Source organism: Methylacidiphilum sp. Yel (assembly GCF_004421185.1).
Classification (GTDB): domain Bacteria; phylum Verrucomicrobiota; class Verrucomicrobiia; order Methylacidiphilales; family Methylacidiphilaceae; genus Methylacidiphilum.
Genome location: NZ_LXQB01000041.1, coordinates 1 through 25,483, shown reverse-complemented (window position 1 = coordinate 25,483; position 25,483 = coordinate 1). Strand labels below are relative to the sequence as shown.

Annotated in this window: 23 protein-coding genes, 1 tRNA gene and 1 pseudogene; 9 read left to right on the top strand and 16 right to left on the bottom strand. The window is 41.0% G+C overall.

Going from position 1 to position 25,483, the window contains the following annotated elements:
- Positions 1–66: 66 nt before the first annotated feature.
- Positions 67–1,026, bottom strand: coding sequence for an AmmeMemoRadiSam system protein B (amrB, locus tag A7Q09_RS06705; RefSeq protein ID WP_134390538.1), 960 nt, complete (start codon positions 1,024–1,026; stop codon positions 67–69).
- A 50-nt stretch (positions 1,027–1,076) separates the two neighbouring features.
- Positions 1,077–2,384: a glucose-1-phosphate adenylyltransferase gene (locus tag A7Q09_RS06700; protein ID WP_134390536.1), complete on the bottom strand. Its 1,308-nt coding sequence runs from the start codon at positions 2,382–2,384 to the stop codon at positions 1,077–1,079.
- A 43-nt stretch (positions 2,385–2,427) separates the two neighbouring features.
- Between A7Q09_RS06700 and glmS the strand changes: the two genes are divergently transcribed.
- The gene (gene glmS / locus A7Q09_RS06695; protein WP_134390535.1) at positions 2,428–4,278 is read left to right on the top strand and encodes a glutamine--fructose-6-phosphate transaminase (isomerizing); all 1,851 of its coding nucleotides are present in this window, start codon (positions 2,428–2,430) and stop codon (positions 4,276–4,278) included.
- A 13-nt stretch (positions 4,279–4,291) separates the two neighbouring features.
- Here the strand turns inward: glmS and A7Q09_RS06690 are convergent, their stop codons facing one another.
- From A7Q09_RS06690 to aroC, 3 genes are all read right to left on the bottom strand, one after another.
- Entirely contained in the window at positions 4,292–5,179 is an 888-nt protein-coding gene (locus tag A7Q09_RS06690) for an NAD(P)H-dependent glycerol-3-phosphate dehydrogenase (protein ID WP_134390533.1), read from the bottom strand.
- Positions 5,176–5,814, bottom strand: a complete 639-nt coding sequence (gene plsY / locus A7Q09_RS06685; RefSeq protein WP_134390531.1) for a glycerol-3-phosphate 1-O-acyltransferase PlsY — start codon at positions 5,812–5,814, stop codon at positions 5,176–5,178. The genes A7Q09_RS06690 and plsY overlap by 4 nt, the downstream gene beginning before the upstream one ends.
- 81 nt (positions 5,815–5,895) lie before the next feature.
- Positions 5,896–6,984: a chorismate synthase gene (gene aroC / locus A7Q09_RS06680; protein WP_134390529.1), complete on the bottom strand. Its 1,089-nt coding sequence runs from the start codon at positions 6,982–6,984 to the stop codon at positions 5,896–5,898.
- 259 nt (positions 6,985–7,243) lie between these two features.
- Here aroC and A7Q09_RS06675 point away from each other — a divergent pair, with 259 nt between their 5' ends.
- The 4 genes from A7Q09_RS06675 to trxA are packed head-to-tail and all read left to right on the top strand — an operon-like array spanning position 7,244 to position 10,100.
- The gene (locus tag A7Q09_RS06675) at positions 7,244–7,771 is read left to right on the top strand and encodes a shikimate kinase (protein WP_134390527.1); all 528 of its coding nucleotides are present in this window, start codon (positions 7,244–7,246) and stop codon (positions 7,769–7,771) included.
- Positions 7,729–8,601 carry a pyrroline-5-carboxylate reductase gene (proC, locus tag A7Q09_RS06670; RefSeq protein WP_134390525.1) on the top strand — a complete coding sequence of 291 codons (873 nt, stop codon included), beginning with the start codon at positions 7,729–7,731 and terminating at the stop codon, positions 8,599–8,601. Before A7Q09_RS06675 ends, proC begins: the two co-directional genes overlap by 43 nt.
- Before the next feature lie 16 nt (positions 8,602–8,617).
- Positions 8,618–9,280 (top strand): O-methyltransferase, encoded by a 663-nt coding sequence (locus A7Q09_RS06665; RefSeq protein WP_134390523.1) that lies wholly within the window; start codon positions 8,618–8,620, stop codon positions 9,278–9,280.
- Positions 9,281–9,290: 10 nt separating this feature from the next.
- Positions 9,291–10,100, top strand: coding sequence for a thioredoxin (gene trxA, locus A7Q09_RS06660; RefSeq protein WP_134390521.1), 810 nt, complete (start codon positions 9,291–9,293; stop codon positions 10,098–10,100).
- A gap of 165 nt (positions 10,101–10,265) precedes the next feature.
- Here the strand turns inward: trxA and A7Q09_RS06655 are convergent, their stop codons facing one another.
- The gene (locus A7Q09_RS06655; RefSeq protein WP_134390519.1) at positions 10,266–11,129 is read right to left on the bottom strand and encodes a cation diffusion facilitator family transporter; all 864 of its coding nucleotides are present in this window, start codon (positions 11,127–11,129) and stop codon (positions 10,266–10,268) included.
- A 160-nt stretch (positions 11,130–11,289) separates the two neighbouring features.
- Here A7Q09_RS06655 and A7Q09_RS06650 point away from each other — a divergent pair, with 160 nt between their 5' ends.
- Positions 11,290–11,631, top strand: coding sequence for a hypothetical protein (locus A7Q09_RS06650; protein ID WP_009058221.1), 342 nt, complete (start codon positions 11,290–11,292; stop codon positions 11,629–11,631).
- On the opposite strand, the gene A7Q09_RS06645 is transcribed toward A7Q09_RS06650, so the two are convergent.
- Positions 11,621–14,452 carry a bifunctional YncE family protein/alkaline phosphatase family protein gene (locus tag A7Q09_RS06645; protein WP_134390517.1) on the bottom strand — a complete coding sequence of 944 codons (2,832 nt, stop codon included), beginning with the start codon at positions 14,450–14,452 and terminating at the stop codon, positions 11,621–11,623. The two genes, A7Q09_RS06650 and A7Q09_RS06645, sit on opposite strands and share 11 nt — an antisense overlap.
- A gap of 154 nt (positions 14,453–14,606) precedes the next feature.
- On the opposite strand from A7Q09_RS06645, the gene A7Q09_RS06640 reads away from it, so the two are divergent.
- The 3 genes from A7Q09_RS06640 (at position 14,607) to A7Q09_RS06630 (ending at position 16,495) form a co-directional block, all read left to right on the top strand.
- Positions 14,607–14,679: transfer RNA gene (locus tag A7Q09_RS06640), tRNA-Arg, on the top strand.
- A 116-nt stretch (positions 14,680–14,795) separates the two neighbouring features.
- Complete coding sequence (locus A7Q09_RS06635) at positions 14,796–15,989, top strand: ATP/GTP-binding protein (protein ID WP_134390515.1); 1,194 nt, start codon at positions 14,796–14,798, stop codon at positions 15,987–15,989.
- On the top strand, positions 15,986–16,495 hold the full coding sequence (locus tag A7Q09_RS06630; RefSeq protein ID WP_134390513.1) for an RloB domain-containing protein: 510 nt from the start codon (positions 15,986–15,988) through the stop codon (positions 16,493–16,495). Before A7Q09_RS06635 ends, A7Q09_RS06630 begins: the two co-directional genes overlap by 4 nt.
- Positions 16,496–16,733: 238 nt before the next feature.
- Here A7Q09_RS06630 and A7Q09_RS06625 read toward each other — a convergent pair whose 3' ends face one another.
- From A7Q09_RS06625 to A7Q09_RS10695, 9 genes and pseudogenes are all read right to left on the bottom strand, one after another.
- Complete coding sequence (locus A7Q09_RS06625) at positions 16,734–17,177, bottom strand: ribose-5-phosphate isomerase (protein WP_134390511.1); 444 nt, start codon at positions 17,175–17,177, stop codon at positions 16,734–16,736.
- Between the two features lie 38 nt (positions 17,178–17,215).
- A complete protein-coding gene (gene gndA, locus A7Q09_RS06620) occupies positions 17,216–18,631 on the bottom strand; it encodes an NADP-dependent phosphogluconate dehydrogenase (protein ID WP_134390509.1) in 1,416 nt (471 codons plus the stop codon).
- A 201-nt stretch (positions 18,632–18,832) separates the two neighbouring features.
- Entirely contained in the window at positions 18,833–19,318 is a 486-nt protein-coding gene (locus A7Q09_RS06615; RefSeq protein ID WP_134390508.1) for a UvrB/UvrC motif-containing protein, read from the bottom strand.
- 590 nt (positions 19,319–19,908) lie between these two features.
- Positions 19,909–20,793 carry a branched-chain-amino-acid transaminase gene (gene ilvE / locus A7Q09_RS06610; RefSeq protein ID WP_134390506.1) on the bottom strand — a complete coding sequence of 295 codons (885 nt, stop codon included), beginning with the start codon at positions 20,791–20,793 and terminating at the stop codon, positions 19,909–19,911.
- A 68-nt stretch (positions 20,794–20,861) separates the two neighbouring features.
- The gene (locus A7Q09_RS06605; RefSeq protein ID WP_134390504.1) at positions 20,862–21,551 is read right to left on the bottom strand and encodes an ABC transporter ATP-binding protein; all 690 of its coding nucleotides are present in this window, start codon (positions 21,549–21,551) and stop codon (positions 20,862–20,864) included.
- Positions 21,544–22,794, bottom strand: coding sequence for an ABC transporter permease (locus A7Q09_RS06600; RefSeq protein ID WP_134390502.1), 1,251 nt, complete (start codon positions 22,792–22,794; stop codon positions 21,544–21,546). Before A7Q09_RS06600 ends, A7Q09_RS06605 begins: the two co-directional genes overlap by 8 nt.
- Before the next feature lie 31 nt (positions 22,795–22,825).
- Positions 22,826–23,683 (bottom strand): prephenate dehydrogenase/arogenate dehydrogenase family protein, encoded by an 858-nt coding sequence (locus tag A7Q09_RS06595; protein WP_134390500.1) that lies wholly within the window; start codon positions 23,681–23,683, stop codon positions 22,826–22,828.
- Positions 23,680–24,804, bottom strand: a complete 1,125-nt coding sequence (gene hisC, locus A7Q09_RS06590) for a histidinol-phosphate transaminase (RefSeq protein ID WP_134390499.1) — start codon at positions 24,802–24,804, stop codon at positions 23,680–23,682. The genes A7Q09_RS06595 and hisC overlap by 4 nt, the downstream gene beginning before the upstream one ends.
- Positions 24,805–24,901: 97 nt before the next feature.
- A pseudogene (locus A7Q09_RS10695) lies at positions 24,902–25,483 on the bottom strand (HNH endonuclease); the annotation flags it as partial.

Sequence of the window (25,483 nt, the reverse complement as noted above, 5' to 3'; positions counted from 1 at the left end):
CTTTTTAAAAATAAATATTCAGCTTTATTCTTTTTAGAGTTAAAGAGAGTATTTTTTTTGGGGGAATTAGTAAGTCAAGAATCCACTAGAGAAAGTGACAGCGGAACTGTCTTGCGGTTCAAACCATTGTTCGTAATAGGTTCTTTTAAAGAAAAATGGTTTATCTTTGAAGATTTCCATAAGAAGGGCAATAGCACCAACACCATCAAAAAAACGAATATTTTTTTCTTTTTGGAGATGCGCAAGAAAACCTTCCAAATTTTGTTCTTCGACTTTTTTCCATAGTTCTTTTTCCCACAACTCTGTATCTTTGAGCAATACTTTTGTTAAGTCCAAAGGATGACCAAATCTTGGACCAATATGGCATCCATCAATGCTAATGATAAGAGCTGCTTTTTCCCCATAAGCGGTCAGCACTTCACGGAGAGCCGAAGCAAGCATTCGCATCATTGAAAGCGTTTCCTTGCCGTTGTCATAAATGATGAGATCGTGTAAGCCACCACAGAGAATAGGGACAAATTCTAAAGGCTTTTGGATGCCCATCCAGTAACGCAAAGCTTGCATAAAAACGATAGGAAATTCAATAGAATGCTCTTTTTGATGTCCATAAGGATCAGCAAGAGAAAAATTAACACTCCTTTCGATGAGCTCCACAATATCTCTTCTATTATAGGCTCTTCCTAAGGGAGTTATATAATCTCTACTATCAATACTCCATTCAAGTCGGCTATGATGTCCTACTCCAAGGATAATAAAAAAGTCGGCTTCTGCCCTAGAAAACCAGTGAGAAAAGGCATGAGTATAGGCCTTGGGACTAACTTGAAAATCGATATGAGGAGACAAAACGGCAAGCCTCTCTTTTTTTTCTTTACCGATCGTATTTTTTTCAGGCCAAACGCAAGCGCCTGGCAGATCGAAAAAGGACCGGAATTTGGTCAGACATGCTACGGGATCGGAAGGATAGGAAAATCCATGGCAGCTTGCTCGAATAGCATGCTTTTGCTTATTTGCGTTATTGAAGTTCATAGGCAACGAATAATCAATAAAATGAAAAATTAAGGACTGTAAAGCTGCAGTTAAATAATCGTTCCATGAGGAACGACTCCACCCCGTGGGATGATGACAATCCTATCTCGAATATAATAGAAATCCCCATCGTAATTCTGAGGCTTGCCGGCAGGAGAAATTTTTACATTATTGCCAATCCGACAATTTTTATCGATGATGGTTTTTTCAATGAACGAGTTATTGCCGATCCCTATTCTAGGAAGGCCGTGGCCCTCTGCACTTAGCGCCTGACTTTCTGTTTCGTAATAGTCGTTTCCAAGAAGCACTGTATCGTTGAGGCAAGTTTGTGGTTGAATAATGCTTCTTATTCCAATGAGAGAATGGGTGATTTTCGCTCCTGTAATAATACAGCCTTCGGCAATAAGAGAGTTTTCGATTGTGGCATCGAGGATTTTGGAGGGCGGCAGATATCTGGGCCGAGTAAATATGGGAAAGTGGCTATCGTAAAAGTCAAAATTGGAATGGAGATGGCATAGGTCTAAATTGGCTTGATAGAAAGCTGAGATTGTTCCAATGTCTTCCCAATACCCAGGATAAATATAAGAATAGACGCGATGGGTGCGGATTAACGAAGGAATAATATCTTTGCCAAAATCTGGCTCAGCGCCTACAAGCGCATTGGAAAGGGTCTTGCGATTAAAAACGTAAATGCCCATAGAGGCAAAATAATAAGCTGAATCCCTTGGGATGTGATAAAGACTTAAAAAAGGATCGGATATAGCAAATTCTTTCAGTACTTCTTTTTCTTTCGGTTTTTCAACGAACGCCACTATTCGTTTTTCTTCATTGATCCTTAAGATTCCTAAGAATGAAGCCTTGTTCATGGGAACAGGAGTGATTCCGACCGTCACATCTGCGCAGGTTTCAATATGCTGTTCGATCATTACTCGGTAATCCATCTTATAGAGTTGGTCTCCAGCAAGAATTAAGACCATATCATGAGGGTGGCTGGCAAAATGGATAAGGTTTTGTCTAACCGCATCTGCGGTACCCTGATACCAGTAAGCTCCTTTGGGAGTCTGCTGCGCAGCCAGAATTTCTACAAAACCTTGGGAATAGTCATCAAACCGATAGGTCTGCTGTATATGTCGATGGAGAGAAGAACTATTGAACTGGGTTAATATAAAAATTCTTCTTAACCCAGAATTGATTGACAAACTTATGGGAATATCTACAAGACGATATTTGCCAGCAATAGGCACGGCTGGTTTTGCCCTTTCTTTGGTTAGTGGGAACAGTCTTGTGCCTGCACCTCCTCCCAGAATCACTGTAATGACATCCATTGGAGAAAAGGAAAAAAAGTGAGCTCTATTCATAATGTTTGATATTTATTTTGATTTTATTTAAAAAGGATACACCATGTGTGGAATTTTTGCTTACCTTGGGAAAAAGAAGGCGCAGCCTATTCTGCTTGATGGGCTCAAGCGGTTGGAATATCGTGGGTATGATTCCAGTGGTATTGCCATATTTGATGGGACTAAGATTGAGGTGGTAAAAAAAAAGGGAAGAATTTCTGAACTTATCCATCTTCTTGGGAAAAAGCAGTTGGATGGTAGAGTAGGGATCAGTCATACCCGCTGGGCCACTCACGGTATTCCTAGCGATGAAAATGCGCATCCCCACTTCGACCAGTTGCGCCATCTTTCGTTGGTTCATAATGGAGTTATTGAAAATTACCAACTTTTAAAGCAAAGATTAATCAATTTAGGGCATACCTTTCAATCAGAAACAGACACGGAAGTTTTAGCCCATCTTATTGGTCATTACTACCAGCTAGGAAATGAAGACGATCCCACTGCCAGACTTATCCAAGCACTCAAGCGTTCGCTAAAGGAAATTAGTGGCACTTATGGTATTGCGTTGATCCATTCTGAGGTCCCCAACTTGCTTGTAGGGGCTAGAAGGGGTAGTCCATTGGTCTTGGGAATTGGAAATGAGGAGTATTTTTTAAGTAGTGATGTGACGGCAATTTGTCCCTATGCTCATAAAGTTGTCTATTTAAATGATGGAGATCTTGTAACAATCAGTTCTGAGACTTTCGATATCCAGTCTTTAAATAAAACAAATAATGGATTTGAAATTCGAGACGTTGATCAAACCGAAATGAGCGCCAGCCTCAAAGGCTTTCCTCATTACATGCTAAAAGAAATTTATGATCAGCCCGAAACGATCAGGAATGCTTTCCGGGGTAGATTAATCCAGGAAGAAGCCACGGCTAAACTGGGAGGACTGAATATGAGTCCTCAGGAACTACTCAGGATTGAAAGAATCCAAGTTATTGGATGTGGTTCTGCTAGGCATGCTGGGATTGTGGGGGAATATCTTATTGAATCTCTTGCGCATATTCCAGTAGAAGTCGAATTTTCAAGTGAATTTCGATATAAGAATTCTCCGATTGATAGACATACGGTGGTTATTGCGGTGAGCCAATCTGGAGAAACCGCTGATACCCTTGCGGCTGTAAAAGAAGCAAAAAGGAAGGGACTTAAGGTCCTTGGTATCTGTAACCGGGTGGGAAGCTCCATAGCCAGAGAAACAGAAGGTGGAGTCTTTATGCATGCAGGCCCTGAAATCGCGGTGGCGGCCACAAAATCGTTTACCTCACAAGTCCTTATCTTCACTCTTCTTGCTTTATTATTAGGCAGGTTGAGGTTTCTCTCTGCCAGAGAAGGCCATGAAATCGTAGAAGCTATTGAAGCGCTTCCGGATCAAGTGGCGGAAGTCATCAAGTTGGATCCTCAAGTCCGAGAGTTGGCAAAAAAATATGCCCATTCAAAAAGGTTTTTGCTATTTGGACGTCAGTTTCAATATGGAGTGGCATTGGAAGGTGCATTAAAGATAAAGGAAGTTTCCTATTGTAGTGCCGAGGGGAACCCTTCGGCAGAATTAAAACATGGGATTATAGCTTTAATCGATCAATTCACTCCGAGCATTTTTCTTTGTCCTAAAGACGGCGTTTATGATAAAAACATTAGTAATATGGAGGAAATAAAGGCAAGAGGCGGACCGATTATCGCTATTGCGACAGAAAAAGACGATCTTGTTTCCAAAATTGCCGATGAGGTCTTATATATTCCCAATGCACAAGAGTATTTGTGTCCCATATTAACTGTTATCCCGCTGCAATTGTTTGCGTATCATTTGGCAATTATCTTGGGAAAAGACGTTGATAAACCTAGAAATTTGGCCAAAAGCGTTACGGTAGAATAAGCAGTTGATTTGGTTAGTCTTCTTCACCGACTTGCCGTCTCAAAAGATCCATTACTGAAGCTTGAATGTTCTTTCCCTCGTAAAGTATCTTATAGATTTCATCGGCGACTGGTTTTTTTTGTTTAGAAAAAAGAGCGCTTTTGTGGACTGAAAAAGCCGTTGGATATCCCTCTATAACGGTTGATTCCATTGACAAAGCCTTAGCCAAAGGAATGCCAGAAGCTATTCTCATCCCAAGCCTAAAATTCCTACTTTTCATACTGCTAGCCGTAAGAAAGAGATCTCCTACCCCACTAAGACCAAAGAAAGTCTCAGCCTTTCCCCCTGCAGCCACTCCCAGCCTGGTCATTTCAGCTAAGGAGCGGGTCAAAAGAGAGGCATGAGCATTTTCCCCTAGAGCCAGTCCATAGCAAAGGCCTCCAGCAATCGCATAAACATTTTTAAGCGCTCCTCCCAGTTCTAATCCCACCAGATCGGTCGTCCGATAAACACGAAAGGTTCTAGAATGAAAAATATTTTGGAAAAATATTCCTAAAGCTTCTTTTTCAGACGATACGACAGCGGCTGCTGGAAGGCCTGCAAGGATTTCTTCTGAAAAGGTAGGGCCCGATAGAGCTCCTACATTTTCATTTTTCCATACGTCTTTGATTATTTCTGAGACCCTTTTCCCCGTGGGGATCTCCAATCCTTTGCTTAAACTGATGACTGGACACTCTGGATTGGGAAATCGAAGAAGAGTTTGTCGAATGTGCTGAACGGGAATAGCTATACAAAGACAGTCAAGTTGTTGGTCCCACGTAGTATCCGTATGATGAAAGCCGAAAGGTTCATGGCCATTTTCTGCAAGGAGTTTTTTTATCGTTTTTCCCCACTTCCCCTGGCCTAGGATACCGATCTTCATTTGTTTTGTTTTGAAAAATTCAATTTCGGTTCAGTCCCAGTGAAAATTCTTTTTATGTTTGATCTGTGTCTCCATATAGCAAGAAAAGAAGCGGCGATGGAAAAAAAGAAGAATAAAGGGTTCTTTGGGTAGAGTATAAAGGTAAAGAAGGGAAAGAACAAAGCAGCACAGATCGAGCTGATCGAGACAATGCGGGTAAAAAACAAGATGCCGAACCAAGTGATCAGAAGCAAGAGGAACACCTTTGGCATAAGAGCTAAGAGCACACCGGCTGAGGTTGCTATTCCTTTGCCTCCCTTGCCCTTTAGCCAAGGTGTAAAGTTATGGCCAAGAATAGAAGAAAGCCCACAAATCAGAGCAAAAAGATCTGAAGAGGTTGGATGAACATTGAAATGAAAACGAATAAGAAAAACAGGGATAAAACCTTTTAAAAAATCGAGAAAAAAAACTAAAAGCCCCCATTTCCAACCCAAAATCCTACCGACATTAGTAGCTCCAATGTTTTTGCTGCCCAAAAGTCTAATATCAATCCCCTTAGCTTTGCCTAGAAGAAAACCGAATGGAATGGAACCGCAAATAAAAGAAAGGAGGATGCCACTAAAAAGCAAAAGCGGTGAAATAGTTTCAGATCTCATAACGAGCCGAGGCAATTAAAATGCTGGAAAATATGTAATCAAAAGGGAATGGTTCATCGAAAAAAGAGCATTTTTATCCACTTATGGCCTACAATCCAGTACTTTTTGTCTTAAAGCGTGATCGGCCAAAACCAGCTTGGTCATCGCTTCAACGATTGGAACAGCTCTGGGCAACACACACGGATCGTGTCTTCCTCTTGCCCGTAAATGAACTTCTTCACCATCCACTGTAACTGTCTTTTGCTCTTTGGCTAGAGTGGCCACCGGTTTAAAAGCCACACGAAAAAAAAGATTTTCCCCATTACTTATCCCCCCTTGGACTCCGCCACTCCAGTTCGTATGCGTTCTTACCCTTTTGCCTTCCATATAAAAAGGATCGTTATGCTCAGAGCCTCTCATTCTGGCCGCTTGAAAGCCAGAACCGATTTCAAAGCCTTTTGAAGCAGGCAAGCTAAGCATTGCTTTTGCTAAGTCAGCTTCCAGCTTATCAAAAACAGGTTCCCCAAGACCAGGAGGCATACCACGAACCACACAGTCAATCACTCCCCCAACCGTATCCCCTTCTTTCTGTGCCTTTTCCACTTCCTTTAAGGCATTATCAAAATTTTCTGAATCGGGCCAGCGTAATATATTCGATTCAATTTTTTCTTTGGTAATTTTGTTAGGATCACAAAAGGATTTGACTCCATGAACTTCTGATACCCATGCAATAACTTCTAGGGAAGGGTAGAGGACTTCAAGGAGCTTTCCGCCAACCGCTCCTCCTGCGACTCTCCCTACAGTTTCTCTGGCAGAGGCTCTTCCACCTCCTTGCCAATTCCGAATTCCATACTTGATTTGATAGGTATAATCCGCATGCGATGGCCTATAAATATGCTCCATCTCAGCGTAGGCTTCTGGACGGGCATCTTCATTTCTTACTAAAATTAATATAGGAGTTCCTAAAGTCATCCCGTTAAAGGTACCAGAAAGAATTTCGGCAATATCCTTTTCCTTTCTCTGGGTAGTGATTTTACTTTGTCCAGGTCTTCTGCGATCAAGTTCCTTCTGGATGTCTGATTCAGTCAGGGGAATTTTTGATGGACAGCCGTCTACAACGACTCCAACTCCTTTTCCATGAGATTCGCCCCAAGTAGTTATGCGAAATAAATGTCCGAATGTATTGGGCATATATATATATGATTGTATAGTCCTAATAAATGTAAATGGCCTGGCTATATTGAGCCTTAAAACCAACTATCCTATTCATACTAGGTTCAATTTCTAAGAATCACTACTGGAAATTTTGAGCTAAAAATTTTTTTTTAAACTCCGTTGCTCATAAAGGGTAACCTGCTTGAGTTTATAAGAAAATAAATTGTAGTAAAGGGTCTCTTTCTTTCTATTTACTTTAAAAAAGATATAATTTAAAAAACGAGTTTTAGGGTATATGCCAAGACACATTGTACTTGTGGGGATGATGGGGGCTGGAAAATCTAGCGTTGGATCCTGGCTTTCCCAAGAAAAAGCGATTCCCTTTTATGATTTGGATCGGATGATAGAAGAAGCAGAAAAGGCAACAATAGCTGAAATCTTCGCCACGAAAGGAGCCGAGTATTTCAGGAAAAAGGAAATGGAAATGGTTTACCAAGTTATTTCCTCTCCTCCTGGAGTGATTGCCACGGGAGGGGGGACCTTACTGAATCCATCTAACCTTTCTCTTTTAAAAGAGCATGGGTTTCTTTTTTATCTTCAAGCCTCCTTGGAACTTCTTTGGTCAAGGCTACAAGATAAAACGGATAGACCCCTTCTTTTTGGGAAAAATCCAAAAATGACATTAGAAAAGTTATTGAAGGAAAGAGAATCCATTTACAAGGTAGCGGACATGGAAATTGAGGTGGATGGGAAATCAATTGAACAGCTGGGAGAACTTTTATGGAGTCATTGGATAAGAGCAACGGAGAAAAAAAGTGGCTAAGACATTCTCGTATAGGCTTTATTGGTTCTGGAAAAATGGCTAAGGCCCTTGTGCACGGGTTTTTAAGGAATAACAAAATAAGCTTAGAAAATCCACTATGGGTTTCTGGGCGTTCCAAAGGGAGCGTTCAATCCTTTTTAGAAGAATTTGAGGGACATAAAATCCATACCACCTTGGACAATCGTGAGCTAGTTCACAATACAGATCTGGTATTTTTATGTGTGAAACCACCCCAAGCAAAAGAGGTTTTAGGAGAAATCAGAGCCATAATAGCCTCTAAAGTTCTTATTTCGGTTGTCGCTGGCCTGACAATAAAAGACATTACCCAGCTTTTATCCCCCTGCATGGTGATTCGAGCAATGCCAAATCTTCCTTGCCAAATAGGCAAAGGAGTGATCCCTTATGCTTTAAATAGGGATGAGGATAGAAAGAATAGGGAGATGGTTAGCCTGATCCATTATTTGTTTTCCCTTCTAGGCCATCCTATTCAGATTAGCGAAGATCTTATGGCGGCAGCAACTGCATTAGTAGGTTGTGGCCCGGCTTATGTCTGTATGCTTATGATAGGGTTAATAGAACAAGCCAAAGCCTATGGATTTCCGGATTTGGAGGCAATTCAATTGATGAATGAGATGGTTTTAGGGACTCTCTCATTGTTAATGGAAACAAAGAGATCCCCTGAAAAACTGCTTTCTGAAGTCAAAACGCCACGTGGAATTACAGAAGCAGCGACTCAAGTGATGGTGCGAAAGGGGTGGGAAGATATTTTACTGGAAGCTATAGAAGCGGCAAAGAAAAAGGCTGAAACATTGGAAGTCAGCTTTAAATAAATAAAAGAATCTGAGAATGAGCTTGACTTTTTATCCCATAACCAAAGAACTTTACGATTATGCCGTTTGCCATAGGACTTATGCTTCCGATCCTTTAATGCAAAAGCTTCGGAGAGAGACCATGGCATTAGGAGAAATTTCTGAAATGGCTATTCCTCCAGAAGAAGAAAGTTTCCTCTCGATACTGGTTGCAGCATGTAATGTAAAGACCGCGATAGAAGTGGGAACCTTTACAGGGATTGGTTCCATAGCCATTGCAAGGGCATTACCTCAATCTGGAAAGCTTGTTTGTTGTGAAATCAATCCTCAGTGGATTGCATTGGCTTCTAAATATTGGAAAGAAGCTGGGTTGGAACATAAAATAGAAGCGAAGATTGGTCCTGCAATAAAAACTATTCAAAGTTTGGATGAGGATTTACGGTTTGATTTTGCTTTTATTGATGCGGATAAAGAAAATTATGAGAATTATTATCAATTGTTATTGCCTAAAATGCGACAGAATGGCCTCCTTGTATTCGACAATATGTTTTGGAAAGGAAGGGTGATTTGCCCTGAAAACTCTGACAAAGATGCCCTTGTTTTGAGCAGGCTCAACGACAAACTATGCAACGATGCTAGAATTGAATCGGTACTCCTTCCTATAGCCGATGGAGTGGTGATCGCTAGAAAAAAAAACTAAAAGGAATCTTATGATTTTCGATGTAAACGATTTTGAACAAGAGGTTATCCATAGAAGCAAAACCATCCCTGTTGTTGTGGACTTTTGGGCAGCGTGGTGCGGTCCATGCCGCATGTTGTCTCCCCTGCTAGAAGAGTTGGCAGCCGAAGCGCAAGGAAAATGGGATTTAGCAAAAGTGAATGTTGATGAACAAGAAGCAGTGGCTGTAGCCTACGGAGTGAGTGGAATTCCCGATGTGAGGATATTTATTGATGGTGAGGAAAAAGACCGCTTCATTGGTTTGCAACCCAAAAAAGCTATTAAGAGTTGGCTGGAGAAAAATTTGAGTCAAAAGGGGCAGAAGATAAAATGGAAAACCGCTCTCGATTTATTTGAACAAGGTAAGTTCCATGAGGCGATCGAAGCTTTTGAAAAAGAAAAGGGAAAGCCAGAGAATCCCCAAGAGGTTTTAATCTATGCAAAATTCCTTCTTTTGTCCGATCCGCAAAAAGCGCTGGCTGTTCTTCAACCTGAAATTGAATCGGAAGATCCATCCTTCTATGAGGCAGTCAAATCTCTTGGAACTTTCTTGCTTGGCAAGGAAATAGAAAAATTGGGTGAAACTGAAGAAAAAATACGTTTTGTGGAGGGGCTGGAAGCAATTAAAAAATTGGATATAGAAAAAGGCCTGTTTAATTGGATTTCTCTCTTACATATAAATAAAAATATTGGAGAAGGAATAGTCTTAAAGGCGGTTCGTAGCTTATTTCGATATCTTGGTCCAAGACACCCGCTTTCTTTAAAATACAGCCGAGCTTTCTCTACAGCTGTCAATGTCTAAGAGGAGATAGGGAATTAAATACGAGCAAGAAAGCTAGTTTAAATCCGATTTGCCAAGCTTAGTCGCTGTGTGTTCTTTGGGATCACCACGGGAGGAGGACTAAAGAAATGGCATCAATGGGATTGATCCTATACGAGTCGACTATCAACGGAACAGGAAAGCAGATCACTCTACTGGTTCGATATGGACGACCACATCGGTGATATTCATTGGGGAAGCACAGAGTTTATCTTTAACTTTATGGCCGATAATATGTCCTTCTCTAACTGTCAGCGAGCCGGATACCATCACATGGATATCCATCAGTAGACCTTGGCCGCTTTTGCGAATCCGACATTTTTCAATCTTTATGACTCCTGGAACTTCTTCTGCGATATTTCGGATTTTCTGTTCAATGTTCTTTGAAGGAGCCGTATCCATCATTTCAAGGAAAGAAGGTCTAATAAGATGAATGCTGTTCCAAAAAATGATTATAGCTGATAGGATCGCTGCGATGCTGTCTGCCTGTTTTAACCCAGTAGTAACTGCGATAAAAATTCCCAAAAACGCGGCTAGAGAAGAGAATGCATCAGAGCGATGGTGCCAGGAATCAGCACATAAAACAAGACTGCCGGTATTTTCTCCAAGTTTCTTAAAGATTCTATAAAAAATCTCTTTTATAATGACGATCATGCCAATAGCAGGAAGGGTATAGAGGGAAGGCAAGGGGGTAGAAACCCATAAGTTTTTTATGGCTTCGATGGCTACGAATAGTGTGCAAAGCAAAAGGAGTATGGAGACAGTGAATGCGGCTATAGGATCAGCTTTCCCATGGCCAAAAGGATGGTCAGGGTCAGGAGGAATTTGAGAAATTTTTATTCCAAACCATACAAGCAATGAAGAACCTATATCAGCCAAAGATTCTAGACCATCGGCAATTAAAGCAAAGGAATGGCCACTAAGTCCAAAAGAAATTTTTCCAGCAGCCAAAAGGAAATTGACCAGAATGCTTAAGCAAACGAAGAGGTTGATCTGCTTTTGTTGGTTCATTCAAACAAAAGATTCGATTAGCCAGATAGAAGAAGCTTGCAATAGTTTATCATTTTGGAACAAGGATTCATTTCCATTTTTTATAAAAATTTTATTTTTTTTGAGAACATACTATGGTATGAAAAAATATATAAATTACTAATTCTCAAGGAGGTAAGCATTGAAAAAATTTATTTTTGCTCTCATTCTTGTTGCTTTTCAGGGCTCTTGGTTATTTGCAGCTGAACAGGTAACTGTTAAAGGAGAACTAGTCGATTTGGTCTGTTATATCGATCATGCTGCTCGTGGTGAAAAGCACATGAAATGTGGCCGTACTTGTCTTAATGCTGGTTTGCCCCCTGGATTGAAGGGAGAAGATGGAAAACTATATATAATTGTTGGAGAACATAAGCCAATAGGGAAAGAAGCCGCCAAGTATGCCGACCAAAAAGTCACGGTCAAAGGCAAATTAGTCAGTGCAGATGGGTATCATCTGATTGAAGATGCTGAAATTATTCCTTAATTTCTTTGTCGAAAGCATTTTTAGTTCTTATTTTTAATTTTAAACGAGGATAGGGTTGATTATTTCCTTTCAACCCTATCCACAAAGCCTTATTAAAGCGATCGACATCCAATTGATCTGCGTTGGAAAAATCTTCCTCTGACATCAACGCGTTCCAGAACGCGCTATCATGAGCTGGATGTTGGATTGGTTTTTTATTCGGAAGAGGAAGATCGGTCGTGTTCAGTATTTCTGGAATGATTGCTGTATAAGACCAGTTTTTTTGTTTCAAATCAAAGATATTGCTCATAGGTTGAGAAAATTGATCGAAAAGAGATAATGGACCCAGACCAAGAATTTTTTCAATGGTCTTGATAAGATTAATTGTTGTGTATCTAGTGGAGATAGTAATTCCTTGTTTAACATATGGACCAATAATCAGTGCTATGCTTCGATGGGCATCCACATGGTCAACTCCATTTTGCGCGTCGTCTTCAATCACAAAAATAAGAGTGTCATCTTTATAAGGGCTATGGGCGATCTTTTCAACAATGAGTCCAAGGGCATAATCATTGTCTGCCATCTGAGTTTCTACTGTATCAATTTTATCTATTCCTTGACCAAATAATCCAAAATGATCGTGGGGAAGCCTTATTAGTTCCAGCGTAGGAAGATTATGATTTTTTACAAAATCATCAAATTCCCTTTCCCATTCTTTAAACCTCCAAAAATCTGGGTATTTCATATCGAATCCGCGGTAAAAAAGATCACTGACTTTAGCTAGGGAAACTTTAGTTGGGAAAAATTGAACGATATTTTCCTTGTAGGGATTCCTAGCTAAAGGAATAAATGAGGGATGATCTTTGGGTAAATGATATCGAGTCAAATCTCCAAAAAACCCATAATTTCGTATGGAGATTCCTTTTCTTATTGCTTCGTCCCAGAGATATCCCAGCCCTAACTCTCCTTCTGGTCCATCGGGAGCAGAAATATCGCTATTTCCTGGGAGAATGTCTGGATCTTTGGGTAAAAGTGGATCAGCTTTTTTTCTGGATTCAAAAGACGATTCCCCAATATTGATATTTCTGTTCATCCCTTCCCAATCATAAGTGATGCCACGACCACTATAGTGGAGTGGAACAGTTTTTTCAGTGATGTCTAAGGACCTCGCTGCCGTACTCCAAAGCCAACCATTGCCGCTCACTTCTCCACTATCAAAAAAGTTGTCTAAAAGGACGAATTGAGAGGCCAGTTTTCTGTGATTGGGGGCATAGGGTGCTAAAATCGCAAGATTTGGATCTCCATTACCCGATTTCAGATCGCCAAAAAGCTGATCGTAACTTCTATTTTCTTTGATAATATAAAGGACATGATGCACCAGAGTGTGGAGTTTGCTAAAAAGAGAAAGTGACTCTTTGGAAGTTTCTTTTAGATGATTATTTTCAATGACAGCTTCCGTAAGAGTTTTATAAGTGTTAGCTTTGAGTTGAGGAAAACTCAAAAGAGTCGAATAGTATTTTTGTAGGATAAATTGATTTTTCGATAACCACTTTTTAAAAAAATCGTTATTTAACGCTATTGGTTTTTCCCATTGTTCGTTGTTTGGGCCAAATCGGCTTTTAAAATTACAGACATAAATCCATTTTCCGTCGGATCGTAGGCCCACGGCAGAAGGGTACCAGCCTGTTGGAATGAGGCATAAAAGCTCGCTTTTGGATTGAGGATTTTTCTTTTTTGTGATCCCTTGAGCATAGGGGCTTAGTTTGATGAGTGAAAGACAGTTCATTCCACCATTAGTGACATAAAGGAACTTGCCGCTAGGATCGAGTGAGAGGTTATTGGGAGCAGCGCCTTGGAGCAACTTCCAAGAAGGTTGTCCCATTGTCGGGATGGATTCTATGACTTTGTCGATGCTTGTATCGATAATAGTTAATCGGTCAGCATTATCTTCAGTAATATAGGCTCGATTAAAAGTGCTGTTGACAATGATTCGATTCGGTTGGCCTTGAAGATAGAGTTTTTTGGAAAATTTCATGAGGTTATTTTCGAAGCTTATGATGTCTATTTCTCTATCTCTAAGGCTTGAAACATAAATTTTATCATTGCCTATCCAAGCGATGTCTAATGGATATTCCCCACCCGGAGTTCCGACATATCTAGGATCGATTTTCCCAGGACGTAGATCAAGTTCTCCAATTTTCTTCCAATTTTCTAAATCGATCATGCTAATGGAATCATTAGTAAAATTAGCACAGACAAGGAATTTCCCGTCTGGACTGACTCGAAGGCCAGAAACAACTGGTTTAGTCTCAATCCCATTTCCTTTCGAATGATTAAGGCTTAGAGGAGGACGAGAAATGGACCAATGTTGTTCAAAACCTTTAAAAGCATAAATAACATCGTCCATGCCGCCAGATACATAAAATTCCCTTCCATTTGGATTCCAATCGATCCCCATAAAAGCGTTGGGGACACTCACCGTAGCCATTTTTTGAGGATAGCCTCGTGAGATATCGTAAATAAAGATATATTCTTTAGATTGCTCAGCAATGGCTTGTCCATTTGGATTAAAATGCTTATTGTAGCCGCTTGTCAAAAGTAGCAGGGTATCTTCGATTGGGTTTATCGCTATGGCTGTAGCTCCAGAAACAGGGATTTCACCTGAATCTGTATCTACAACTATATCTTCTAAATGATATCCGGGTATTTCTGAATAATTAATCCGAAGACCCGTAGAACTATACCCTTGGTCTATTCCTTTTTCATTTTGAGAAGCCTGAAGATGGCAAATGACCAAAGGCAAACATAGAAAAGAAACCAAATAAAAAATAAAATTAGACATTCCTTCCGAAAATCGTAAAGAGAAACTAAAATTGCGTTTGGATATCAAGTTTGAAATTTATTAAATTTAAAAATTGTTAACAAGAAAATAATAGATGCTATCGTATTCCCTTTTTCATTCTTTTGTGGCATTAGTATTATATTTTTAGCTGCATGCACTCATAGCTCAACGGCTAGAGCATCGGTCTTCGGAACCGAGGGTTGGGGGTTCGAATCCCTCTGAGTGCGCTTCTCTTTTGCCATTCTTTTAGTCATTGTTGCATAGAAAAAGTTAAAAAAACTCTCCTTCTAGCTTTTGAAATATCAAGTAAATTTCTCAATATAAGTAAAAGATTAAGCAAAACATGCTTTTCCGGCTAGAAATCGAAAATTTTTTCTCCGTAGCCGAACGACTAGAGATTAATTTTTCCTTACGAGTCCCTGATGAGGATCCTCATTTTGCAGCAATCTATCCAAATTCTAAGAAACGGGCACCTAAGGTGGTAGCTGTCTTTGGGCCAAATGCTTCGGGAAAAACAGTTTTCCTTCGGGCAATTGCGTTTTTGGCTTGGTTTGCTAGAGATAGCTTCTTCTCCCTTTCACCAACTCAGCCGCTGCCGGCTTTTCAGTTTAAAAAGGAAGATTGGGCAAAAAAGCCAACGCGGCTTGCAGTGGAAATCGGATTAAGATCGTTATTTCCCGGAAGAGAAGCAGAAGCGGGAGTGTATCGGTATGGGCTTGAGATTCAAGGCCAGGAAGGATCGGTCACAAAAGAATCTCTTTTCTACCATCCCAGCACGGAACGGAAGCCCTTTCTAGTATTTGAACGGGGATGTGATGGCATTGTCCAAGGAAGCGATTTGTTTCCAATCTTCCCATTTAAATCCGAAACCCCTCCCATTTTCAAAGTCCGTTCAAACGCAAGCGTCATTTCCACCTATGCACAGCTAGGGCATCAGATAGCCATTGAGGTCCATAAGGCTTTGCAGACAGTTTGGTCCAATCTTTTGTGGGTTAAGGAAGATCTGTCTGTTCAGCGGCTGATTTCTCTGTTTCAAAAGAACCCAAAACTTCTGGAAGATGCCAACCGGGAACTGCGCCGGCTGGATTTAGGACTTCTTGAACTAACGCTTTCTTCCAATGACCTTACTTTTATACATGAGGGCTTAACTGAATCGATTCCATGGGTTTTTGAAAGTAATGGCACCCAATCCTTTCTTCGCTCTTACCCGGCTCTTTGGATAGCTTTGGGGACTGGAGGGATCGCTGTTCTTGATGAGCTTGATGCTTCCATTCACCCGGAAGTGCTTCGGGAGATTGTCAGTTGGTTTTGGGATCCCGAAACGAATCCCTTAAATGCTCAGCTATTCTTTAGCTGCCACAATATTCTACTCCTAAAGGAACTTCAAAAAGAAGAAATCCTTTTCTGCAAGCAAACCCCAAAAGAAGGATATACCAGGATGTACCGGCTGGCTGACATTAAAGATATCCCTAAAGGGGAAGACTTTGTGCGAGGCTATTGGCATGGTGCCTATGGTGCTCTCCCAAACATTGGATGAGGAAACGAACCAAGAAAAAAGGTATATTTGTGGCTTGTGAAGGCAAAAGCGAGCAAGCATACGTAGCCCGTCTTAACGAGCTGGCAGAGGAACAGAATCTAGCCGTTTTTCTTAAAGCTCTTGTTCTAAACGGGGGTGGGCTGAGTAAAATGATTCAAACAGCAATCAAAGAAGCAAAAATGAACTCCTACAAAAAAATGAAAAAGGCGATTCTCATGGATAAGGATCTGTGTAGCAAAAATCCAATAGAATGTCAGAAAGCAGAAGAAAAAGCCCAAAAAAACGGCTTTCTCATTATCTGGCAAGAACCCGATTATGAAGGATTTTTGCGGAGACATTTTGGCAATGAACAGGGAAATCTAACGGAATGGTTAGGAAGAAAGCCACTAAGAAAGTATGATTTACGCAGAATCGGCCGCAAGGAAGTAGAACGAGCGGCAGCGGCAAAGGAGATAAAACAGTTACAGACGCTTCTCCAATGGATGGGTTGGCCCTGCACTAAATAACAATACCTTTGGTAAGGAGCTGCAAATGACTGAGCCTCCAGAAGCGCTACTTCTTTTACCCGCCAGAGGCTAATAGTAAGAGAGATATGTGTATTTTTTAGAAAATCTAGGGATGGTTAGGACACTATTCTAACCTTCAAGCCATGGACACCGTCCTTTAGTAAAGTCCTTTAGTAAAGGAACAGCCCTCTATGATTTAAGGAAAGTTGAAAGTTTGCGTCTAGATGGTAGAAAGTTTCTAGACATTTTCGTAATCCATCATTTTTTTGATTCGTTGAATATGCCGACCGCCTTCGAAAGGGGTTTCTAGAAAAATTTTAACTATCTTCAAAGCCATTTCTTCAGAAATTAATCTTTCTCCCATAGAGATAGCATTTGCATCATTATGGAGCCTGCCTAGGCGTGCCGATTCCTCATTAAAACAGTAGGCACAACGTATCCCTTTGACTTTGTTGGCAACCATAGCTTCTCCATTGCCCGAACCTCCGAAAACGATTGCTCTATCGGCTTTTCCTTGGGCGACCAATAAGGCAGCTGGTCTTATATAATCGGGATAATCTACTGGAGGATCAGCAGCAAATGTTCCGCAATCAATGACTTCTAGACAAGACTCTTCTAAGAATTTTTTTACCTTCTCTTTATAATGAAATCCTGCATGATCAGACCCTAAAGCGATTTTCATATAGGCTATCTTGAGAAAATTTCATACTTGAAGTCAAGTTATTCCCAAATTGTGTGAAACGTTCCTTCCAGATCAATTCTTTCGTAGGTGTGGGAACCAAAATAATCTCGTTGGAGTTGTATTAAATTTGCTGGTAATTTTTCGCTTCGGAACGCATCAATGTAGCTTAGGGTGGAAAGAAAAGCGTAGGCCGGTAGGCCGACTTTAATTGCGTATAAACAGAAGTTTCGCAAAGATCTAAGGAGGTTTTTTTCTTTTATTTCACTAAAAATATTAGGATCTAATAATAGATTGGATAATTGAGGGTTGCTTTGGAAAGCCAGGCGAATTTTTTCTAAAAACTGCGAACGGATAATGCATCCTCCTCTCCAAACTTTAGCCACTTTCTCCATCTCAAGTGAATAATCGTATCTTTTGGAAGCTTCACTCAATAAGGAAAAACCTTGGGCATACGTAGAAATGATGCCTAAAAAGAGGGCTTTCTTTAGCTCTTCATAAAAAGGAGAAGCAAAAGTTTCTTCTGAAATGTCACTTGCTAGGCCTGATTTAAAACGCTCTACATACGCTTTTCGCTCTTCAACTCGAGAAGAAAGGTTCCGCATGGTAACAGCTGCATCAATGGTTGGGGCAGGGACTTGGAGTGAAAAAGCTTCTTCAGAAGTCCAGGCGCCTGTTCCAAGTTGCCTAGCAACATCGAGGACTTTATTTAACAAAAGGTCGTTGGACTTATCATCTCTTTTTCGTAAAATATGGACTGTTATTTCCATCAAATAACTAGCAAGTTCTTCCTTAGACCACTGTTCAAAAAGATCTGAAATTTTCTTTTCATCCAACTTGAGGACTCTATGCGCAAAGTCGTAACATTCTGCTATTAATTCCATGATTCCATATTCGATTCCGTTATGAACCATCTTTACATAATGACCTGCTGCCCCTCTACCCATATAGTCCACACAAGGCTCTCCTTCTACCTTCGCCGAGATGGCCTCTAGCAACGTTCTCAACTGTTCATAGGCCTCCTTATCTCCCCCAATCATAAGGCTAGGTCCATGACGGGCACCGCTTTCTCCCCCAGATGTTCCCATGCCAATGAAAAAGATGTTTCTGTTTTTTAACTCCTTTTGTCGCCTTTCCGTATCACGGAAAAAGGAATTGCCTCCGTCAATGAGGATATCGCCACTTTCCAAAAAAGGGAGCAGCTCTTGAATGACTTGATCCACGATATGACCTGCAGGAACAAAAAATAAGATTTTTTTTGGTTTTTCTAGTGAATGAATAAAATTCTCCACTGAGTCATAAGAAGAAGCCATCTCCTTAGATTCTTCTTTGAGGGCAATGCATTTAGAGAGATCCTTGTCAAAGCCAGAAACAGTAAAGCCATGATCAAGAATATTGAGGGCGAGATTTCTTCCCATAACCCCAAGACCAATGATTCCAATAAAACTTTTTCCCATGATAACCTCGGTTTTAAAAGTGATGTAATATTTGGTTCTTTCTTATAAACTATAAAAAATATCTGTGCTTATTGTTGCGGACGAAGACAAAACCAGAACATATCTTTGGCTACTGTTTTGTGCCCTTTAACTATTTGAGCGTTTCGACCCTAAAACAGTAGAGCTTTTGAGGAAGGAGGTAGAAATTTACCCTAGCAAAATTTAGGATTTTATAAGATTTTCTAACTGCGCTATTTCATCCCTAATTGTAGCTGCTTCCTCGTATTTTTCTTGGGCTACAGCTTTCTTTAAATCTTCTTGAAGGCGTTTGATTTTGGTTTGGTAAAACTGGGCTTTTGCAAACTTTTTTGGGGTCTTTCCTTTATGAACCACCCCTTTATGCATGTCTTTAAGAATGGTTTCGACAATCTCAGAAAAAGTTTCATAGCAGGCAGGACAACCGAGTCTTCCTGTCTTCTTGAAATCGGTTTCAGTAAATCCACACTGAGGACAACTCAGTTCCCCCTCATGAATATGATTTTTAGCCGTTTCATCTCCAAGAAGCATATCGGTTAGAGAAAAGGCCATAGAGTCCGAGATTCCTTTCTCTTTGGCGCATTTCTCACACAGATCTATTTTCTGCATTTTCTCTCCCACAATTTGGGTGAGATGAACAGTAGCCATTTCATTACAAAAAGCGCATTTCATAAGAATAGATACTATTATTATCTAGATTTAAAAAAATACAAAATTAGTTTTTAACTACTTATATCATATCAGAAATCTTTTGACTGACAAAAGAAAGATGCAGTTGATTGTTTGTGTATGGAATCCGAACCTTCCTCTTATAGCATGGCTTGGCATTTACCTTCTCCCTAGACTCTAAACCCTGCCTATATTTAACTTAGAGAACTAAACACAAAGGGAGTTAGTTTCTTGTTGAGCAAATGATTGAATAGAAAAGCAGGAGAGATGAGGAATATCCAACCTCTATAGAGCGAGGCGATTGACCGCATAGACTCTCCTGGCTGTTGTATAGAGTGCGGTGATAGACATTCTAGCAGTGTCCTGCCTGTATCCTTCGACAAAAGCATAAAAGTAGGTAGTGCCGATGCCTTGCTCACTGTTTTGGAAAACGCAAGGATCTTGTTAGAGTGGTGAGAGTATGCAGGCTAATCGGCTGCGGAGAGGAAGTGACAATTTCTCAAGGGTGGTGCATCAGCTCTCTACTTCCAAAAACTTCCCAGTGTAATAGAATAGCAGAGAGCAGAAGGACCAAGTAAGCTTACCTGCGTCGCTTAAGAGTCTTCCTTGGCATAAATATTGACGCCTGAATGCTGTGTCAACTCTCTAAATTTTTTCATGAGTAAAAGGGTGATCTCGCCAGGCTTTCTTTTCCCTATGGGTCTTCCATCCACTTCGACGACAGGAGCAATTTCAGCACCGGTTCCAGTAATAAAAACCTCTTCTGCTGTCCAAATGTCATATAGGACTAGATTCTTTTCTTCCGTTTTCAATTCCATCTCTTTTGCCAAGGTAAGGATGGTTTCTCTTGTAATGCCTGGTAAGAGGCCTGCGGACACTGGGGGGGTCATCACGATGCCATTCTTAACTAAAAAAATGTTCTCAGACGTACATTCAGCAATATGATCGAGTTGGTTGAGCAAAAGCCCTTCATCTGCTCCTGAAAGATTGGCTTCAATTTTTGCTAATATCTTATTGAGATAGTTTAAGGATTTGATGGCTGGACTGATTGAGCCATGTGAGGATATGCGTGTGGAAACGGTCCGAACGGTAAGACCTTCTTGATAGATTTTTGGATTATAAAGCAAAATTTTATCAGCAATAATGAAGATGGTAGGTTTTTGACAGTGTAATGGATTAAGTCCTAAATCGCCTATCCCTCTGGTAACGACCGCTCGGATGTAGCCATTCTCGATCTCGTTTTGTCTACAGGTTTCTAGAATAGCTTCGGAAAACTCTTCAGGGGATAAAGGAATTGATAGATTTATGGCTTTGGCAGAATAAAAGAGTCTTTCAACATGCCTTTCTAACCGAAAGACACGCCGGTTATAAGCTCTTATTCCTTCAAAGACCCCATCTCCGTAAAGCAGTCCATGATCAAATACCGAAATTTTAGCCTCTTCTTTTGGATAAAAAAGACCATTAATGTAAATTTTCATAATACCGTTTCCTTCATTTTATTTGATCAATCATAAGGTAGACAGACAATAAAGGAAATACCTCAGATTTAAGTTGAAAACTTACTTTCTATTTCCGTTATTTTTCCATGACTAAGCAAGAGTTGTTTATCTCCTAAAGAGGCAATCTCTCTTTCGTGGGTTACAAGAATGAGTGTTTTGTTTTTTTCTTTTTGAATGGATAAGAGCAGATTGATGATCTGTTTACCAGTTTCTCCATCCAGGTTTCCTGTTGGTTCGTCGGCTAGAATCACTGGAGGATCGTTCCTTAAAGCTCTGGCAATAGCTACTCTTTGTTGTTCGCCTCCCGAGAGCTCATTGGGTCGATGGTTGGCTCTTTTCTCAAGTCCAACGGCTTCTAATAGTTCCATAGCTTTTTTTTGGTTTCCTTTTCCAATGATTAATGCGGGCAGTTCAATATTTTCAAGAGCCGAAAGCTCTGGCAGGAGATGATAAGATTGAAAAACAAATCCTATTGTTTCTGCCCGCCATTTGGCTAATTCTTTGGCAGATAGTTGCAATATATTCTCTCCTCGGTAAAGGATATAGCCTTTATCTGGTTTTTCTAATCCTCCAAGGAGTTGCAGAAGAGTCGTTTTGCCTGATCCTGAGGCCCCCTGGATGGTAAAAAAAAGGCCTTCTTCGAATCGAACATAAAGTTTAGACAACACTTCAATACAGGCTGAGCCAAGTATATAGGATTTGCTGATGGAACGAGCTTCAAGAACATAATTATTCATAACGCAGCGCTTTTGCTGGAGTTAACTTCGCTGCATTCATTGCAGGGATCCAAGCCGCCAATATGCAGATGAAAATAGCCCCAAAACTTATGCCGGTAACCAGTAGAGGATCTATTACCATCGGTATTGTTGAAAAATGATACACATCGGCCGAAAAAAGGTCGATGCCTAAATGCTTTCCAATAAAATCTCTAAAGCTGTTCCTATAATATAGGGAGAAGCTGGCTAAGACAAGTCCTAGTAGGGTACCGAAAACACCAACAATAAATCCATGCAGAACGAAAATGGAAAGGATTTGATCATCTCTAGCACCTAGGGCCTTCAGTAGACCGATTTCTTTGCTTTTTTGGACAGTAATTGTAATAAGTGTGCTGCACAATCCAAAAGCGGCTACGATGATTATAAAAAACAAAATGAAAGTCATGGCGATGCGCTCGATAGCGATCGCCGAAAAAAGAGGTTTATTTTGATCTATCCACGTCAAAGCTTCTTCAGGGGGTTGAAGTCGAAGATTCAGCCGTTCTTTGACTTTATTGGCAGCTAAAGGATTTTGAATACGAATAGAAACCCCGTGCACGCCGTTGCCAAGACTGTACAAATATTGGGCGTTGGCTAAGGAGGTTATAAAATAACTGGCGTCGTATTCGTAAAGGCCAGTCCGGAAAATACCTGTAATGGTAAATTCTGAAGGCAAGATAGTAGTTTGTTTGCCTTTTTGGTAATTGTCTCTGAAAGCCTGGAAGTGTCGAGGGGCATAAATCAGGACTTTATCTCCAAGGTAAGCGTCGCTATGCTTGGCCCATTCTTCCCCAACGATAACTGACTCTCCTTCCAAGTCATAACTGCCGGCAATAAGAAATTTTTTTATTGGTATGACCTTCTCTTCTAGATCAATATTTATGCCGCGTAAAATAGGCGTAGTGATCCGGCTGGCGTACTCAACCATTACCGGTCCACTGACAAATGGAGCTGCCCCAACAACCAGCGGATCTTTCTCTACAAGTTCCATGATAGCTTGAGGTCGGGAGAGAATTTCTCCATTGGATACCACTAGGTGAGCATTAAATCCGATTATCTTCTTTTCAAGTTCAAGACTGAATCCAGCCATTACAGAAAGGACGATAACCAGGACAGCAACCCCCAAGCTGACTCCAAGAACTGACAAAAGAGTTATAACCGAGACAAAACTTCTTCTTGGACGCAGATACCGAAGGGCTAGAAATAGACTAAAGGGCAGATGCATAGCGCTATTTTTTATGAAATATAAGAACGATTTATTTTTTCTCTAATCTTTTTCTAATAGCCTGTGCCTTGTTCAATAGTTCAAAAAGAGCTTTTTCATCTCCTTGCTGCAGAATGTGCAATGCATTTTGAAATTGTAGAATAAATTTTTCTCCCACCTTCTGAACATAATGCCGATTGGCCATTAATATGGATTTCCACAATCTTGGACAGCCTGCAGCAATGCGGGTTGTGTCTTTAAATCCTGGGCCGACAAGCTGGAGACTTTGGCTGCTTACCGATCCAATAAGAACGGCGGCTAGAAGATGGGGAAGATGACTTATTTCGGAAACCAGTGCATCGTGCTCTTCTGCTGAGAGTTCAATGGGTATAGAGCCAAGTTTCGCCCAAAAAGTTTTTATGCAGTCAATAGCCAACGCAGAAACATGATTGGCAGGGGTAAGAATCGTTATTGATCCTTCGAAGAGCAAGCTGTTAGCAGCGTCGAAACCAGATCTTTCACTGCCTGCCATCGGATGGCTTCCGATCCATTCTACTTTTTCTCCAAGGAGTTCAGAAAACAGGGTCATGACTTCTTTTTTAACACTAATGACATCGGTGATAACGGTTTGAGGTTCGATATGGTCTTTAATTTGAAGTAAAATAGTTTTTAGAGCATCAAAAGGGACACAGATCACAACAAGATCGGCTCCTGCAATGGAAGAAGCAAGTTGATTGTACAGATCAGCTTCAAGGCCAGATTTTTTTACTATATCTAGTTCTTCCTCTCTGGCTGCAATCGCTAGTTTTTTGCATAGCCCTCTTTCTTTGACTGCTTTCGCTATAGATCCTCCAATGAGCCCTGGTCCAATAATAGTAATTGTATCTATTGGGAAAGTCTTTTTGTTCACTTTTTCTTAAGCGTACGGAGGGGAAGCAGAATGGAAGGGAATGCTTCCAACAATTTTGATAGTTGTTCAGGAGTTCCAACAGTTATTCTTACCCATTCGGCCAATCCATAGCTTTTCATTGGCCTTATGATGATTCCTTTTTTTAAAAAAGATTTAAAAACATACTCTCCATCTCCAACATGAACGAGAATAAAGTTTGCACTCGAAGGAATAAAACGCAACCCTAATCGATTGAACCCATCTTCTAGTCTTTTCTTCCCTTCTTCAGTTATTTTTAGAGTCTTGAGGATATGTTGTTTGTCTTCAAGGCTTGCAGTCGCAGCCACTTGAGCCAGAAAATTGGTATTAAAAGGCTGTCTTGCTCTTTGCAAGTAATTGGCGATGCTTTTTGGAGCTATACCATAGCCGATTCTCAAACCGGCAAGACCATGCATCTTGGAAAAAGTCCGGAGGATTACGATATTTTCTCTTTTTTTGATAAAAGAAAGAGTTTGGGGGGGATCGGGGACAAAATCGATATATGCTTCATCGATTGCAACGACAACACGCTCAGGAACAGTGTCCAAAAATTCGTAAAGTTGTTCATTAGGAATTCGAGTGCCGGTGGGATTGTTTGGATTAGCAATAAAAATTAGCTTGGTCTTTGGTCCTATGGAGTGAAGCATCGATTGAAGATCATGAGAGAAGGAAAGGTCATCGATTTCCTTAAAGCTTGCTCCGAAAAGTTCAGCCATGAGCTTGTAAACGGCAAAGGCATATTTAGAAAAAATGACTTCTTCTGTTGATGAGGATGCAAAAAGATGAAAGAGCAATTCGATAATTTCGTTCGATCCGTTTCCTAAAACGATGTTCTCTATGTCGATGTCCAGAGAAGCGGCCAAAGCCTTTTTTAGAGCATATCCATTGCCGTCTGGATAAAGATGGATTTTATGGAGATTTTTAGCGATTGCCTCCACTGCGAATGGGGAAGGACCTAAGGGATTTTCGTTCGAGGCCAGTTTAATGATTTCATTGGGACTGAAGCCATATTCTCTGGCGAGTTCTTCAATCGGTTTGCCTGGTTCGTAAGGAATTAGTTTTGTCAGGCTTGGATTGATCTGTGGGGAAATGATATTTGTCATTGGTATGAAAGGGTTGAATGCTATCTTGTTTTTATGTTGATTATTTTGAAGCTGTCAGAACGAAATGTCCACTGCATTTGAATGAAACTGGAGAAATTCATCCAGTTGCGCGGGAAACCCCGGCATTCATGCCGGAGGGATAGCGCGGCGGCGTAAGCCGCCCTAGTTCCCGTAGTCTCCTTTGTCCAATGCTATCTTGGTCCACGAATACCCTATCCATCTTCACGCCCGACCAAGGTAGAGAATCGGTGCTTGCCTTCCCTTGCACCAGTCCGTTACCGGTCTGGAGGTCAAAACTTCCACTGGCACGGATGGCCACACGGCCAAGGTAGGTGCCAACTTTCTTCCCGGTTCTGCCCACGGCCCCTATCAGCTCGCCGGTCTGAAACCCGAAGGCGCTTTTGCTTCTGGTCAGGTATACGTGCGGGAAGCCGTACTTCGTGAGGCGTGTGCGCTGATACCTGCCGCGCTCCCTGCCCTGCACCTGTAATACCGGCTGCTTCCAGCACTCCACAGCGTCCACATGCCACACACAGGCCGCGTCCAGGCAGTGGGTCTTGGGAATACTGAGCCGATGCCAATTCCACTTCGTCCGGCCACCACTGACGACTTCGACCTCCAGGCCCCTCGCCTTGAGTCTCTGGAACAATGCCCACTCGCTGCTATTCACCGCTGCGGC